The 13,505-nt window shown below is 64.6% G+C and carries 19 protein-coding genes and 2 pseudogenes; 9 read left to right on the forward strand and 12 right to left on the reverse strand.

What is annotated here, in order from left to right:
* Positions 1 to 188: 188 nt before the first annotated feature.
* Positions 189 to 397 (reverse strand): annotated as a pseudogene (locus tag ORV05_RS07930) (IS5/IS1182 family transposase); the annotation flags it as partial.
* 282 nt (positions 398 to 679) lie between these two features.
* Between ORV05_RS07930 and ORV05_RS07935 the strand changes: the two are divergent.
* From ORV05_RS07935 to ORV05_RS07960, 6 genes and pseudogenes are all read left to right on the forward strand, one after another.
* Positions 680 to 820: pseudogene (locus ORV05_RS07935) on the forward strand (IS5/IS1182 family transposase); the annotation flags it as partial.
* Between the two features lie 27 nt (positions 821 to 847).
* Positions 848 to 2,389: an ALF repeat-containing protein gene (locus tag ORV05_RS07940; protein ID WP_268757791.1), complete on the forward strand. Its 1,542-nt coding sequence runs from the start codon at positions 848 to 850 to the stop codon at positions 2,387 to 2,389.
* Entirely contained in the window at positions 2,389 to 3,186 is a 798-nt protein-coding gene (locus ORV05_RS07945; protein WP_268757792.1) for a polymorphic toxin-type HINT domain-containing protein, read from the forward strand. Before ORV05_RS07940 ends, ORV05_RS07945 begins: the two co-directional genes overlap by 1 nt.
* A 31-nt stretch (positions 3,187 to 3,217) precedes the next feature.
* The gene (locus ORV05_RS07950; protein WP_268757793.1) at positions 3,218 to 3,823 is read left to right on the forward strand and encodes a hypothetical protein; all 606 of its coding nucleotides are present in this window, start codon (positions 3,218 to 3,220) and stop codon (positions 3,821 to 3,823) included.
* Positions 3,824 to 3,889: 66 nt separating this feature from the next.
* Positions 3,890 to 4,072: a hypothetical protein gene (locus ORV05_RS07955; protein WP_268757794.1), complete on the forward strand. Its 183-nt coding sequence runs from the start codon at positions 3,890 to 3,892 to the stop codon at positions 4,070 to 4,072.
* 145 nt (positions 4,073 to 4,217) lie between these two features.
* Positions 4,218 to 5,023, forward strand: a protein-coding gene (locus ORV05_RS07960) for an IS5 family transposase (protein WP_268759735.1) whose coding sequence is annotated in 2 segments (ribosomal slippage) — positions 4,218 to 4,548 and positions 4,548 to 5,023 — 807 coding nt in all. Because the reading frame shifts where the segments join, the coding sequence is not laid out codon by codon here.
* Between the two features lie 353 nt (positions 5,024 to 5,376).
* Here the strand turns inward: ORV05_RS07960 and ORV05_RS07965 are convergent.
* The 4 genes from ORV05_RS07965 to ORV05_RS36455 form a co-directional block, all read right to left on the reverse strand.
* Positions 5,377 to 5,895 (reverse strand): GtrA family protein, encoded by a 519-nt coding sequence (locus ORV05_RS07965; RefSeq protein WP_268757795.1) that lies wholly within the window; start codon positions 5,893 to 5,895, stop codon positions 5,377 to 5,379.
* Positions 5,896 to 5,927: 32 nt separating this feature from the next.
* Complete coding sequence (locus ORV05_RS36445; protein ID WP_407652718.1) at positions 5,928 to 6,167, reverse strand: PqqD family peptide modification chaperone; 240 nt, start codon at positions 6,165 to 6,167, stop codon at positions 5,928 to 5,930.
* Between the two features lie 15 nt (positions 6,168 to 6,182).
* Entirely contained in the window at positions 6,183 to 6,398 is a 216-nt protein-coding gene (locus tag ORV05_RS36450; protein ID WP_407652720.1) for a lasso peptide biosynthesis B2 protein, read from the reverse strand.
* 239 nt (positions 6,399 to 6,637) lie between these two features.
* Positions 6,638 to 7,021 carry an asparagine synthase-related protein gene (locus ORV05_RS36455; RefSeq protein WP_407652721.1) on the reverse strand — a complete coding sequence of 128 codons (384 nt, stop codon included), beginning with the start codon at positions 7,019 to 7,021 and terminating at the stop codon, positions 6,638 to 6,640.
* Between ORV05_RS36455 and ORV05_RS07970 the strand changes: the two genes are divergently transcribed.
* Positions 6,988 to 7,311, forward strand: coding sequence for a hypothetical protein (locus ORV05_RS07970; RefSeq protein WP_268757796.1), 324 nt, complete (start codon positions 6,988 to 6,990; stop codon positions 7,309 to 7,311). The genes ORV05_RS36455 and ORV05_RS07970 overlap by 34 nt on opposite strands.
* A 251-nt stretch (positions 7,312 to 7,562) precedes the next feature.
* On the opposite strand, the gene ORV05_RS07975 is transcribed toward ORV05_RS07970, so the two are convergent.
* Positions 7,563 to 8,441 (reverse strand): tyrosine-type recombinase/integrase, encoded by an 879-nt coding sequence (locus ORV05_RS07975; RefSeq protein WP_268757797.1) that lies wholly within the window; start codon positions 8,439 to 8,441, stop codon positions 7,563 to 7,565.
* Positions 8,442 to 8,588: 147 nt separating this feature from the next.
* Between ORV05_RS07975 and ORV05_RS07980 the strand changes: the two genes are divergently transcribed.
* The gene (locus ORV05_RS07980; protein ID WP_268757798.1) at positions 8,589 to 9,512 is read left to right on the forward strand and encodes a hypothetical protein; all 924 of its coding nucleotides are present in this window, start codon (positions 8,589 to 8,591) and stop codon (positions 9,510 to 9,512) included.
* A gap of 24 nt (positions 9,513 to 9,536) precedes the next feature.
* On the opposite strand, the gene ORV05_RS07985 is transcribed toward ORV05_RS07980, so the two are convergent.
* From ORV05_RS07985 to ORV05_RS08010, 6 genes are all read right to left on the reverse strand, one after another.
* Positions 9,537 to 9,914: a hypothetical protein gene (locus ORV05_RS07985; protein WP_268757799.1), complete on the reverse strand. Its 378-nt coding sequence runs from the start codon at positions 9,912 to 9,914 to the stop codon at positions 9,537 to 9,539.
* Positions 9,911 to 10,513, reverse strand: a complete 603-nt coding sequence (locus ORV05_RS07990; RefSeq protein ID WP_268757800.1) for a hypothetical protein — start codon at positions 10,511 to 10,513, stop codon at positions 9,911 to 9,913. The genes ORV05_RS07985 and ORV05_RS07990 overlap by 4 nt, the downstream gene beginning before the upstream one ends.
* Before the next feature lies 1 nt (position 10,514).
* Positions 10,515 to 11,084 (reverse strand): putative T7SS-secreted protein, encoded by a 570-nt coding sequence (locus ORV05_RS07995; protein ID WP_268757801.1) that lies wholly within the window; start codon positions 11,082 to 11,084, stop codon positions 10,515 to 10,517.
* Positions 11,077 to 11,421, reverse strand: a complete 345-nt coding sequence (locus ORV05_RS08000) for a hypothetical protein (RefSeq protein WP_268757802.1) — start codon at positions 11,419 to 11,421, stop codon at positions 11,077 to 11,079. Before ORV05_RS08000 ends, ORV05_RS07995 begins: the two co-directional genes overlap by 8 nt.
* Positions 11,418 to 11,738, reverse strand: a complete 321-nt coding sequence (locus ORV05_RS08005; RefSeq protein WP_268757803.1) for a recombinase family protein — start codon at positions 11,736 to 11,738, stop codon at positions 11,418 to 11,420. Before ORV05_RS08005 ends, ORV05_RS08000 begins: the two co-directional genes overlap by 4 nt.
* 79 nt (positions 11,739 to 11,817) lie before the next feature.
* Complete coding sequence (locus ORV05_RS08010) at positions 11,818 to 12,153, reverse strand: ArsR/SmtB family transcription factor (protein ID WP_268757804.1); 336 nt, start codon at positions 12,151 to 12,153, stop codon at positions 11,818 to 11,820.
* 119 nt (positions 12,154 to 12,272) lie between these two features.
* Between ORV05_RS08010 and ORV05_RS08015 the strand changes: the two genes are divergently transcribed.
* Positions 12,273 to 13,415, forward strand: a complete 1,143-nt coding sequence (locus ORV05_RS08015; protein WP_268757805.1) for an FAD-dependent monooxygenase — start codon at positions 12,273 to 12,275, stop codon at positions 13,413 to 13,415.
* Positions 13,416 to 13,505: the final 90 nt, after the last annotated feature.

The following is a 13,505-nucleotide window of genomic DNA, read 5'->3' on the forward strand; positions in this document are numbered from 1 at the left end:
CACACGATCTTGGAAAGTCCACACAACCGACCATGATCAACCGGCGGCCGCACCCACCTCCAGCGCCCCCACCAGCCCCGATCACGAAGTCCGGCTGGAGTACTAGCACATTCGGTCTTGTTGCGGCCCTTGTAGGGGGTGATCACGTGCTGGCCGGTGTGGTCGTAGCCGTGGTAGCCCTTCCTCGGCCAGCACGTCATGGTCGAGACCACTAACCCTGCGCCCACCTCGGCGAACGGCTCTCCCTTGCGCAGGTACACCAGCGCCAGCAGCGCTTGCTGGCCCGGTCGAGCTTTCGTCAGGGCGAGCCGATCGCCTGGCGGTGCGTGCGGAGCGGGCCCGACACGAAGGTCAGGGTCTTACGTGACAATGGCGGCGCGGCACGGTAGAAGGGCATCCGAAGCCCTCGCGAAGATCTTGATCTTGGTCGATTACTGTCCTACCAAGGGCTTCCCCACGCTCCCGGCACCGACACGCCGACGATCAACCAGCCCTCGACTTACAATCCCTTACCCGCCAACATATTCAGACCAGTATGAAAACGGTTCACTGAGGCTCTGGTACAATCAGAAGCGTCTTCACTCGGCGGTAGACTATCGACCTCCTCGCGAGGTTCACGCGGAGTATATGAAGCATGAATTAGGCGGTCATTCTCCCGTCCGAGAAGCGCGGGGCACCTCTCAGCCCCTACAAGGGCCGCGACAAGCCCGAGTCCTGCAAAGATGCCAACAGTGCCCACGTGCGGCTACGCGGCCCCGGCGAACGCATTAACGCACAACTCAAGACCTGGCGCATCCTACCCAAACTCCGCTCCTGCCCCGCCGCACCAGACGAGGCTGTCAGGTTCGTGACGAGCGGGCTCACGGCCGCGGCCGGTCAGGACAACCGCGTGGTCCTGTCGACCCTTGCCGAATCGGAGACGGCGGGTTTCCGGACGGCGGCCGCCGCCGCTGCGGCGGGATCCGACACCGATGTCCTGAACTTCCTTCGTTCCCGCGACTACCCAGGACGTCAGGACGACGATTCCCTGCGGGTGAACCAGATCATGTCGGCGGCGACGGCCGCCGGCCGGACGGTCGTCGCGCAGGAGGCGCAGCGGGCCCTAGACGCCAATTCCGAGCAGGCGCTGCGGACGTTTGTCGACACCGGTCAGTACGTTGCCTTGGCCACCGATGAAGACGTCAAGGTCAACCAGGTCCTGTCGGCGGCCCGCGCGGCGAGTGCTCGCGAGGTGATGGCGTCGGCGCAGGCTGCTCTCGACGGCCCGCCCACTCTTCGGCACGAGTTCCTCAGCGTCGGGCAGCACACGGCGGCCCGCCGGGACCAGAACACCGCCGCGCACAACGCCGCGGTCGACGGTCTTGTCGCCCAGGCCGTCGCCGCGGCCTCGTCGGCCACCCACGACGCCGACGAGGCGCAGGCCGCCGCGGCCCGGGCTCGCAACGCGGCGGACGACGCCAACCGCTACGCCGGTGAGGCCGCGACCGCGGCACAGCAGGCGGGTGAGTACGCCGACCAGGCCAGGGCTGCGGCGGACCGGGCCGCGGCTTCGGCACAGCAGGCGCGGACTTCGGCCAACACGGCGGCCGCGGCGGCGAAGTCAGCGCTGTCTTCCGCCGACGCGGCGGACCGGTCGGCGGCGCGCGCGCAGCGCTCGGCGAACGAGGCCGCGAACTACGCGTTCCAGGCGGCGAACTCGTCGAGCCAGGCTTACGACGCCGCGCTACAGGCCGGCCTGAGCGCACAGGAAGCGGCCGAACTGGCGAAGGGCGCCTGGCAGGACGTCGCCACCAAGGCGCAGAACGAAAAGCAGAACGCGATCAACCAGCGGACTTGGGACTGCACCTACCGGGCTGCCTGGGTGGAGCAGTCGTTCAGCACGGAGGACTGCATCACGCTGTTCAGCGGTACCCCGGCGGAACAGCAGCGCATCTATCAGCACCTGCAGGACCTGTGCCGCCAGGTCAACGAGCCGGGCAGCACCGACCTCGCCAACTGCCTCGACCCTCGGAACCTGCTCAGCCCGGATTACCTGCCCGGGCCGCCGCCGACCGGCACCTCGACCTTGTCCCAGACTCTCTCCGGAGTCGTCTTGGCGGGCCTGCTTTCACTGATGTGCCCCGAATGCGAGCTGGGCTCGCTGCTCAAGAACGCCGAGTCGGAGCTGGGGCTGGTCAGTGCGAACGAAATCTCCGAGGCCATGGCCCGCGCGCTGGCCAAGGGCGAAGGCTTGCTTGACGTAGCGGGTGCGGAAGCGGGATCCAGCTCGGGAACCTGCGCAACATCGAGTTCCAGACCGACATGGAGCTCGCGAGGCTCCAGCGCGACGCCGAAGCCGCGGTGCGGCCACCGTGCGCCAACAGTTTCGCGGCAGGCACCCAGGTTCTGATGGCCGATGGGAGCCGCAGACCCATTGAACTGGTCGGAGTGGGCGACCGCGTCGCCAACGCCGAGCCGGACAGCACCGTCGTCCAGCAGCACCCGGTGACCGCGGTACACGTGTCGGATGACGACAAGGACTTCGACGAACTCACCGTCGGCACGTCGTCGATCACCACGACCGCGCACCACCTGATCTGGAACGCCGGTCACCACACGTGGACGACCGCGGCCGGGCTCGCCGCCGGTGACCGGCTCCAGGCCCTCGGCGACACCCGGGTCGCGGTGACGGCGAGCCGCCAGTACGCCGGTAACGGGCGAACCTACAACCTGACCGTCGACCGGGTTCACACCTTCTACGTCTTCGCCGGCGACACGCCCGTGCTCGTCCACAACGAGATTTGCGGGGCCAAGACAGGCGCGATCCCGATGACGAGGAAGCCGATCTTCGGCGACTACCCGGACATCGGCCAGACTTCGCTCTACGTCATTGTCGATCCGGTCACGGGCAAGATCCTCAAATTCGGCATCAGCAACAATCCCGCCGGCCGCTACACGATGGACGATTGCACCAACTGGGCGCGGAACTATGGCGGCAGTTACCAGATGAACATCATCCGGAACTTCGACCACCGCGACGACGCCCTGACGATCGAGCGTTATCTGTCGGAACGCATCGGAGGACCCGAGGACCGCGAGGACTGGGCCGGGAGCGTGCCGAACACTCTGCCATGGGACCAGGTTCTCAACGACGCGATCACCGCATGGCAAGAGGGGAAGATCGGCCCCACTGGGCCGATCGGTTAGTATCCCGGCAACCGATTGGAAGGCGCTCGGAATGAACCCGGAAGACTTGCGGGGAGCGGCGCTCGGCGCGCTGCACGGTCTCTATCTGCCGACCGCGACGGACGACCTCGCCATGATCATGGCGCTGGGCGCGAGCCTGGTCGTGGCACCGGAGGCACTGGCCGAGCTGGCGTCGGCCGACCACGCGGACTTCTTGGCCGGTGTCGAGCGGCCCAGCTGGATCTGCCCCGCCCTCGAGTACGAGGGTGGTAGGCCCAACGACGAATTCCTGACTCGCTCCGATTGGCCGATGCGCGCCAGGGTCGTCCGTGAGGTGCTGTCGGAGTCGCAGGAACTCCTTCTCCTGAAGAGGTTCTGCGACCTGGCGATCTCCCTCGCCGAGCGCCGGGAGACACGGCCGAGCGCGTCGCTGGACCGGCTTCACGAGCGGATCGACGACCTGTCCATCCACCTGCCCTCGGACCGGCTCGCGGAGAAGAAGGCGGAGCGTGAGCCTCCCGACGACCTGAGCGTCCACCGCGAACTCGCCGAAGATCGTCACGGTGAGCTGGTCCGCGAAGAGCGGATTGCCCAGGCACAGGTCATTGCCGCGCTCGACCGGCTCACACCTCCCGAGAGGTACTTCGGGGTGCAGTGACGGGTGTTTGATCGTTCCTGAGGTGTAACTACTCAGGTCTTGAAGGGGTCTGTGTAGCGCTGGCGGGTGATCTGGGATGATCTTGGGGTGTCGGGTTCCGAGGGTGTGTCGCTGGAGCGTTTGCTGGCGCGCCTGGAGGAACTGGAGTCTCGTGTCGCCAAGTTGGAGCGCGAGAATGCGGGGCTGCGGGCGGAGAACGCGGAGCTGAAGCGGCGTCTGTCTCAGAACTCCCGGAATTCGTCGAAGTGAGGGGCTCCGAAGATCCCGGACAGGGACCCAATAGGGTTATCCTGTTAAGGAATCGAGGGGAACGAGTCAGTGGCGCGACCGAGTAAGAGCGTGTCTTACGTGGTGTTCGGTCGGTCTTCTGGGATGATCTTGGTCCGTGGATCGGTTGTCGTTGCGGTTGGTGCCGGATGAGTTGTGGGCGCTGGTCGAGCCCTTGATTCCGGAGTTCACGCCGCGCCCGCAGGGTGGTGGGACCGCGCCGTTGCCGCCTCGCCAGGTGTTCACGGCGATTGTGTATGTGCTGACCAGTGGTTGTGCCTGGCGGGATCTACCGCCGTCGTTCGGGGTGCCGTTCCAGACCGCGCACCGTCGCTTCAGTCAGTGGACCGAGGCGGGGCTATGGCGCGGACTGCACCACGCCGTGCTCGACGAACTTGGCAGCCAGGGCTCGATCGATTGGTCTCGCGCGATCCTCGACGGAGCAAGCGTGCGGGCCAAAAGGGGGGATCGCTGACCGGCCCGAACCCGGTCGATCGCGGGAAACCCGGATCGAAGATCCACGTGTTGCCCGAACGGGGCGGGCTGCCGATCTCCCTCGCCGTTTCCGCGGCCAACACCCATGACTCCCAGGCGCTCAAGCCCCTGGTCAACGCCATCCCAGCGATCCGCTCCCGGCGCGGCCCGCGCCGCCACAAGCCCGGCAAACTGCACGCCGACAAGGCCTACGATCAGCCAGACCTGCGGCGCTGGGTCCGATCCCGCGGCATCGGAGTCCGCATCGCCCGCAAGGGCATCGAATCCAGCGACAAACTCGGCAAACACCGCTGGGTGATCGAAAGAACCATCGCGTGGCTAACGGGGTACCGACGCCTCACCATTCGCTACGAACGCAAGGCCACGCACTTCCTCGCCTTCCTGACCCTCGGCGCCACCCTCACCTGCTTCAAGAAACTCCACAAACATGCCACATAAGACAAGCTGAACCGCCCCAGGTTCGGTAGAGACTCGTGACTGGGGTCAGGCGACCAGACTGGTCAGGTCACCGATCTCGTACAAGGTTTCGGACTCGGTCGGTGATACCGCTTCCAAAATGAACTCATGAGCAGCCAACCCTGGCAGTAAGGGGCTAGGGTTAGAATCCGCGCTGTCGACCGTTACTAATCCTGCTAGTGACTCGGGGCGTCCCTATGGTTGTTGTCAACCTGGAAGGTGGCTGGTTCCAGTCAGGCGGTGGGTGAGGTGCTGCATTCTTCTGGGTTGGCGAGGTGCGCTGACCAAAATACCTCATTACTTAACGGTGATCGATCGCAGCGTGAGACCTGTTCCTACTTCTTGAGTAGCTCTGATCGCCGCCGTCGCTCGATCTCTTGAGGGAATACCCACTTCTTGAGCGCCCACCAACGAAATACCATTGCGATCAAAGTGCCTATAATAATGCTGCTTATGAAGTCTGAAAGCTCCTGTGTTAAGACGCTGACAACAGGCACCTGCAGGCCGAGCAGATAGCGAGAAATGTACAGGGGAACCGCGTTCAAACCGACTGCCACTGCGCTGACAGTGAAGAACAATGCCGCTTCGTGACGGCGTTCTCGGCCGCCTCTTAATCGAAATGACCATTCGCGATTTAGTACATACGATACGATGGTTGCAATCACGGTAGCGATCACCAGTGCCGTCACGGGCTTCCCGTGCAGGACGGTAAGTTTGAGGCCGTAGTTAATTAACACTGTGACAACAAAACAAACACCTCCCACGATTAAGAACTTCAGTAGCGAGCGATGTTGAATCAGCACGCTACGCATCGGCCCTGGTAGGACACTCGGCAGCTTGTGTACAAGGGTCATTGGCGCAGTGTAAACCACTTCACGATACGTAACTAACCGGGGGGAGACCCTTGCTTGTTCGCTAGATGTCCGTTTCCCTGCGAACAACTAGGCCGGCCTCGTCGAGTCGTGTTCTGCGCGCATATTTTCTCGATCGAATGCGCATTCAATAAGTCGCGTAAGATTGTTGAAGCGCTCTTGTTCATCTCCCAATAGCGACCGGTGTCTCCATCTAGTAATACCGTTCTTCCATCGATGGTGGCCATCGATATACCTGGTTTTAAAGTGATCATCAGAGCCTCGCTATATCAACTGCTGGGATGTACGACGATCAACCGCGTCCATCGTGCCATGTCATCGTCCTCGCCAATTGCTGTGCCGTCTACCTCTACCCATGCGTGGGCGCGAAACGGGTCGAGTTGCACGCCGACGAGCCAACTTGGCAAAGCCCCACGTACCCGACAAAGCGCGGCTGTAGCGATTGAGTGCGGAAGGCATCCGTCGCCGTCACAGATAACGCTCACTAAGAACTAGCTGCCTAGCGCGCGCTGCTTCCTCTACGGTCGGTTTTCGTGCTCCGCGGGACAGCAGTTTGAATACCTTTTCAATCTGCCGGGGAGGCTGTTTGGACAAAATTTTGGCGAAGCAAACAACCAGAGTCGTGAGCGGATGGCGGATGACCTCTGACGGTTTGCGGCGTGCAAGTGCCGTGGCTTTCGCTCTAGGCAATTTATCTATTCCCCCTAAGGTGATTTCTTCTATGCTATGAATAGATACTCTTCAGCCATGCCTCACAATTCAGCGTCATGACGAGGGCAGGGAGCCACTGGCCCGGCGGTTGAGGCAAAAGGCAAGCTTTACGGAAGTCTTCTGTATTGACGAGACCCAGTTTTCCGAGAATCAGGTCCTCGCACATTTCTGCAATGTCTTGCCGTTGTGCTTCCCAGCCACGGTGGACGTCTTCCGGCATATCGTTCTTCGTTGATCGACCTATCAGCTCGTTTGGAGCCAAGGTGGTGAAAGATTCCGTATTGAGCGCTTTAAACTGCCAGGGGCTGGACCTCTCTTCTGGTCGCACTGTCAAGCATAGGTCTATTACAGCGTCATCGAGATATGGCATTGCAACGTCGATACCGCCGCTCGACATCAGTTGGCGAACCAGCGCGGATCTTGTCCGAGCTGTTGTTTGGTCCGGAGGATTGGGTCACCGAGGCGGCCGCTTTCGCCATGGTCGCTTCCGCCTGGGCGGATCCGTCGTTGCGGCGGGATGTGGGCGCGACGGTCGCGGTGCGCTGGTTCCAGGCCGAAAAAGCTGCCCGTACCCGTGCCGTGACGATTCTCGGTTCCCTGACCGACCTGGTTCTGGCCTGCCCATGGCTCGACGATCAGGTCAGCGACCCCGCCCGGGAGTGGCGCGCCCGACTGCGATCCGGATGACGGTCAGGCCCTGACTCCTTTACTCGGTTGGTTACACTGGAAGCTGACCTGGAAGAACAAGCCGTAGCATGCCGCTCAGTGATTCAGCGACTGGGGGTCAAGGGGTCGCAGGTTCAAATCCTGTCGTCCCGACGGTCGATGGACTGAGAAAGTTCAGGTCAGGGCCCTGTTCTTACTTCGGTGAGACGGGGCCCTGACTGCTGTCCGGGGCTTGTCGTCTCACATTTTCTCACGAACGCTTGTACTGCTTGTCAGCCGAGAAGCGTGTCCAGCTGGTCGGCGGCCTCTTTGAGGTGCTCGGTGTTGGGATGGATGTACACACGCTTGGTGAAGCTCAGGTCCGCGTGGCCTGCCCAGGCGCTCACGATCACGTCGGGCACCCCCGAGGTCGCCAGGTAGGTCAGGCAGGAGTGCCGGGCGTCGTAGGGACGCACCTTGCGGACCTTCGCGGCAGCCATGAGCTTGTAGCTCTCCCGGCGTAGCTTGTCGGTCTTCCACGGGGCGCCCTGCTCGTCGACCAGCACGTACCCCGAGTCGAGATACACCGATCCGGCTGCGAGCTTCTCCTGTGCCTGGCGGGCCTTGAGCGACTTCAGCGCGGCCACGACCGGGCTGGGCAGGGGCAGGGTGCGCTTGCCCTTCTCTGACTTCGGCCCCTTCTCCTCGACCTCGCCCTCCACGAGGGTTCTGGTGTTCTCGACCCGGATGGTCTTGGCGAGCAGGTCGACGTCAGCGGACCACCGCAGCCCGCAGACCTCGGCCGGCCTCATTCCCAGCAAGGACAGCAGCATCGGCGCTTGGAGGCGGTATTCGCGTGTCGCGGCGACGAAGGTCTTCACTTCGTCCGCGCTCCAGGGGACCCGCTTCGCCTTCGCTTCGGCAGCCTTCCTCCGTGCTTCCCTCGGGATCTGCGTGTATTGGGCGACGTTGCGGGCGACCAGTTTGCGCCGGACCGCGACGGTGAGGGCGGAGCGAAGGCGACCGAGAGTCAACTGGACCGATCGCGCGCTGAGGCCGGTGCCGACCTTGCCGCCGCGCTTGCGACCGGAAGTAAGCATCCAGCTGACCAGGCTGTCGACGTCTTCCTCATCGAGCTGCTGCAGGCGCCGGTCACCGAGGCGGTCCCGCACGGGCAGGAGGGCGTCGGCGTAGTTGGCAGCAGTGGCCTTCTCGACGTCGATGGTGGCTGACTTGAGCCACGTGTCCAGCCAGTCCGAGACGGTGAGCTTGTCCGGGGCGAACCCCGCGCCAGCAGCGTCGACGAGTTTCTTGAGCTGTTGGCGCAGGAGCCGGTTCAGGTCGAGCCGCGCTGGGGCGCGGAAGGCATGTTCACTGGCTATCGTGTGGCGCTGCCCGGCGACATCGGTACCAAATCACCCGATAGGCGGGTCTGGTTTCGGGTCAGCCAACTCGCCCGAGACCTCTCCGCGCCGAAATTGCTTGAGCGCTGGGCCAGCGCGCCCGCACCACCGTCCTCGTTGCCGCGCGACGAACGTGACCGGTTCGCCACGACCAGCCGCGCCGAACGCACCATCGCGGTCGAGGAAGCCACCCTGGCCGCGAAACGTGCCAGCGGGGCGTTAGCTGCGCTCAATACCCGACAGCAGCTCAGTGCTGTGTCGGAAGCAGTTTCGGAGGACGCGGACGCCATCGCGCACGCGATCCACGACTTGCTGCTCTCGGCGGCACGGGGGATCGACGGGCACGAGTTGCGCTTTGATCGGCGTGAGGCGCCGGTCTGGACCGCCGCGATGGAGTACGAGCGTGCCGCAGCTACTCCCTGGCGGGTCCAGCCCGCTCGATGGGGCCCCATCGCCGCCGAGCTGCGCACCGCGGCGCGACGCCTGGCGCGGGTGGGCGTGCTGTCGCGACGCGGCCGCGAAGGGGATGGGATCGCTGTCCTACTGGTGGCTCTGGTGGCCCTGATCGCCGAGATCGCAGCATGGCGTGAGTCGACCCAGCGACGACGGCAGGCCGATTCGGCCCGCCGGGCAGCCAAAGTACTGGAAAGCTGTGCAGGCACCAACGGGCGTCGTTATCCTGCGGCCGGTTCCCTGCGCGTCACTCCGCCAGAGGCTGTAACGGATTCTCAACGACAGCAAGGCCAACGGCCCACCTTGTCGGGGAAAAAGTATTCCACGTTTCGACCACTCCAGCCGCGTTCACGTCCCGGCGGGCTTGGACGACGAGGAACGAACTGACCTGTCGGTCGTCGGATTGAGGGCTTACTTCAGGGCGAGGTGTGGCGCGTGGGTTGTGTAGATGTGTACCTGGCCCCAGTCCCCGGCTATTTCGTAGTGGTCGTTGTTGTAAACCATGCTGTCGATGTTTCCCAGATCGGTTTCTCCGCTGGCATCGGTGTAGGCGCGGTTGATGCGTTCGATCCACCGAATTTCCGTGACTCCGTCGATAACTAAATCGGCGTCGACATAGCAGTATTGCTCACCTGGCTTGGCGGGGTGATAGTGAGGGTGCTGTCGGGTCAGGACCGCCTCGATCGAGAAGGACACCGAGTCGGCTTTCTCGGTGATGTCGAGAACGAAGCTGTCTTCGAGGTAGACCTGGGCGAGGTCGGCGAAATCGCTGTAGTTCTGCACGGTCACCAGTCCCATTCTATCGGGGTGTGGTTTCCGGCGCTCTTTCTGGTCACGGGGTTCCCGTCCGGGTCGATTCGTTGTCCGTATTCGTTTCTCAGCTCGACGTGAGGGTCGCCGCTACCCGGTGCTCGGGGGCTGCCTTGCTTGACCGTCATCCGGACCACGCCGTTGTCGTCAACGTATTTGGCTGGCCCGTTGGGTGTCTGGGTTCTGGTCCAGCCCTGCTCCTGTGCGTACCGTTCCAGGTCCGACGCCTTCGGCGGGCCGTTTTTGAACATGTCGGACAGGCCGCGAGCGGGTGTGGGCTGCGAGGCGGGCGCCGGACTGGCCGAGCCCTCGTTCGTCTTGATCACTTCAACCCGGTCGTCCCCGCCGGCGTGTGCGGCCAGGTCGCCCATGGCCGCGGTCATCATGCCGACCCCGGTCACGGCTCCCGCCGCGGAGACGCCCATCGCCGGTACGCCGATGACCGCACCTTCCCCGGTCGCGGTCAGCACGGCACCACCAGCCACGCCTGTCGCACTGGCAACTGTGAGCCCAAGCCCCAAGATGGCGCTGCCCACGTCTCCGGGGTGATGCAGCAGCGCATTGCCGAACGACGCCACGTCATTGACGATGTGCGCCCCTACGTTCCCGAGGAAGTTGCCGACGTCGTCGAGCCAGCTCGACTCCTGGGATGCCCGCGGCGGTGTCGCCCGCGTCCTTCAGCTGGGCGCGGGCGCGATTGAGCATCTCGCGGGCGGCCTGTCGGGTGGCTTCTCCCGGGTCGGTGAACGGCGGCGCAGGCTGGTTCTGCGCGGTCGCCTGCGCGGCAGCAAGGTCGTGCTGGGCCTTGGCCTGCTGGGTTGCGGCTTGGCCTTGGCTCCACAGCTGAATGGCCTCGACCGCCTGGGACTGTGCCCAGCGGAGTGTGGCGGCGTAGTCCTCCAGGGCGCTGGCGCCAAATTCGAGGGCGTCGGCCGCGGCGAACCATTTGCGCGGTTCGTAGCTGAATTTGTCGTGAAACTCCCGCGCGGCCGGCCCTTGCCAAGCGCCCGTGTCGATCGCGAGCAGGCCCTCCCCGGCCCAGTTCGCACGGTCGGCGCGGGCGAACAGGACGCGTGCGTTCTCCTTGATCGCTTCAGGCTTGCCTGGCACCAACGCCTGTGGGTCCTGAGTATCGCCGAGCTCAGCCACCCTCGACCGCCTTGACACCCGGGTCCTCTGGCAAGGATCGCGCCGCGGCTTCGTCGACCGCGCGGTACGCCGCTGCGACCCGCGAGAGCGCGTCCCCGATCGTGCCTGCATCCTCGGTCAGTACGTCGAGGCCATCGCTCCAGCTGACGCAGTAGTCCATCAGTGCGTCGTGCAGCTGGGCATGCCCATACAGCCCCGCATCGCCGCACAAGCCACGGAGCTCGAAATTGTCCTGATCCTGAACGCTGTCGTGAATACCTCTAGCCGCTTCGTCGACCTTGTCGACGTCGACGTGGAAGCCTGGTCCATCCATCACCAAGATCGCCCCCTCGATCACGCACAGTGTCTGATCTTGGCGCTTTGAAGTACGGCCAAGCCGGGGCGATCCACAGTGGCGCCGGTCGTCTTGTCCATATACAGCCGCTCGTCGGGGATACCGGCCTCGCCCAGCGTCGCGAGTTGGCGTACCAAACTCTGCTTGGTGGTGGACACACGGGCGTAGCCGAGTTCGAGCCCACTGGCGAGGCGGCGATCATTGACTCCCTTGATCCAAACGTACCGGAAGTCGTCGCCGTACCCGACTTTCGGTACGCAACTTGTCGAACAAACTTCCGGAACGATAGGCGGATCGATCGTCCGAGGTCGCGCGATCACGGAACCCTCGCCGGTGGCCCTGTTCCACTTCCAACGAAGCGGAACAGGGCCCACCTGCCCGCAGCGATCTCCGGTGTGCTCAGTGAGGAGCGATACCGCCTTGGGGCTCTGCTTTCAGGAGTGCGAGCAGCCCGGGAAACCTCTTCTCGATCTCCGCGCGTCGTAGTCGGATGCCCTTGCGGTTGCCGTAGTCGATCTCGTCGATGAGGCCCGCCTCGCGAAGGACCCGGAAGTGGTGGGTCTGGGTCTGCTTCGAGATCGGGAGAGCGAACGAGTTGCAGCCCCGTTCGCTGTCGCTGTGGTCGGCGGCCAACTCCGTCATCACCGAACGACGGTGCTCGTCGGCGAGGGCGCGAAACACCACGCCCAGATCCAGCGCATCGGCCTCCGGCCCGACCTGGTTCGTTCCGGCCACGGGCACCCCCTTCAGGTACGACTTGCATCGTACCTCAGTGGCGTGTTCTACTCGAGTACGAAATCAATCGTACCTAGACGGCCGGGAATGTGGTCGTCGACGCTCCGAGAGGTCTTGTCATGAAGAAGCCCGAGGTGCTGATAGTCGGTGCCGGAATCGCCGGGCCCGCGTTCGCGTACTGGCTCGCCCGGAATGGATACCGGCCGACGGTCGTCGAGCATGCCCGGCAGCTGCGCTCCGGTGGTAGCGCGATCGTCGTGAAGGGGCCCGCGATCCCGGTCGCCGAGCGTATGGGCATCCTTCCGCAGCTCCGCGGGCTCGCCACGCGCAATCGGTCGCTGACCCTGCTCGACCCGGCCGGCAAACGAGTACTGCGACTTCCCTCCTCCTCGGACGAGGCGCCGACGGTCGAGGTGACCCGGGCCGACCTGTCCGAGGTGCTCCACCGGTCGGCGCGGGGCGATGCTGAGTTCGTGTTCGACGACACGGTCACCGCTCTCGACCAGGACGGAGGCGGGGTCGATGTCACTTTTCGGCGGTCCGCGCCGCGGCGCTTCGACTTGGTGGTCGGTACCGACGGGATGCACTCCACAGTACGGCGCCTGGTGTTCGGGCCCGAGCGGCAGTTCGTGAGCGATCTGGGTCTGTATGGCGCGACCGTCCCGTTGGAACCCGACGCCATCGACGACCCGAGCGAGCTGACGATGCTGACCGTGCCGAACCGGATGCTGGTCGTCCACCCCTCGCGGACCACCCCGCTCGCGATCTTCACTTTCCGGGCCGCACGGCCGGCGCCCCACGACCGCAAGAACATCGCACTTCACAAGCAGACGGTGGCCGATGCCTACGCCGACGTGCGGTGGCGGGCGCCGGAACTTGTGGCGGCGTACCTCGACCACCCGGCTCCGTTCTTCGACCCCCTGACCACCGTCCGGATGCCCTCGTGGTCCCGCGGACGGGTCGTACTGCTCGGGGACGCGGCGGGAGCGACAGCCTTGCTGGGCGACGGGTCCAGCATGGCGATGGCGGGCGCGTACGCCCTCGCGGACGAGCTCGCCGCCCATCCAGGTGATCACGCCCGCGCCTTCGCTGCCTACGAGTCGCGGCTCCGCCGTGAAGTGCGACCGCGGCAGCGACGCGTCGGTCTGGTCTCCCGGCTCATGGTGCCCCGCACCCGGCCGGGCCTCGTGGTGCGCAATACGGTGGCCCGCGCGGTCGGTCGCACGAGCCGGATCGCCGCTCGCGAAGCCGCGAACCGGTAGACCGGGTCCGCACAGACCGGTCACCGGTCGGCGCGCAGCTCCGCGATAGCTCTCAGCCGGGTCGACGCCGCCATGTCCGACGAACCCGGC

The sequence above is a fragment of the Amycolatopsis cynarae genome, assembly GCF_026802195.1.
GTDB classification, from domain to species: domain Bacteria; phylum Actinomycetota; class Actinomycetes; order Mycobacteriales; family Pseudonocardiaceae; genus Amycolatopsis_E; species Amycolatopsis_E rhizosphaerae.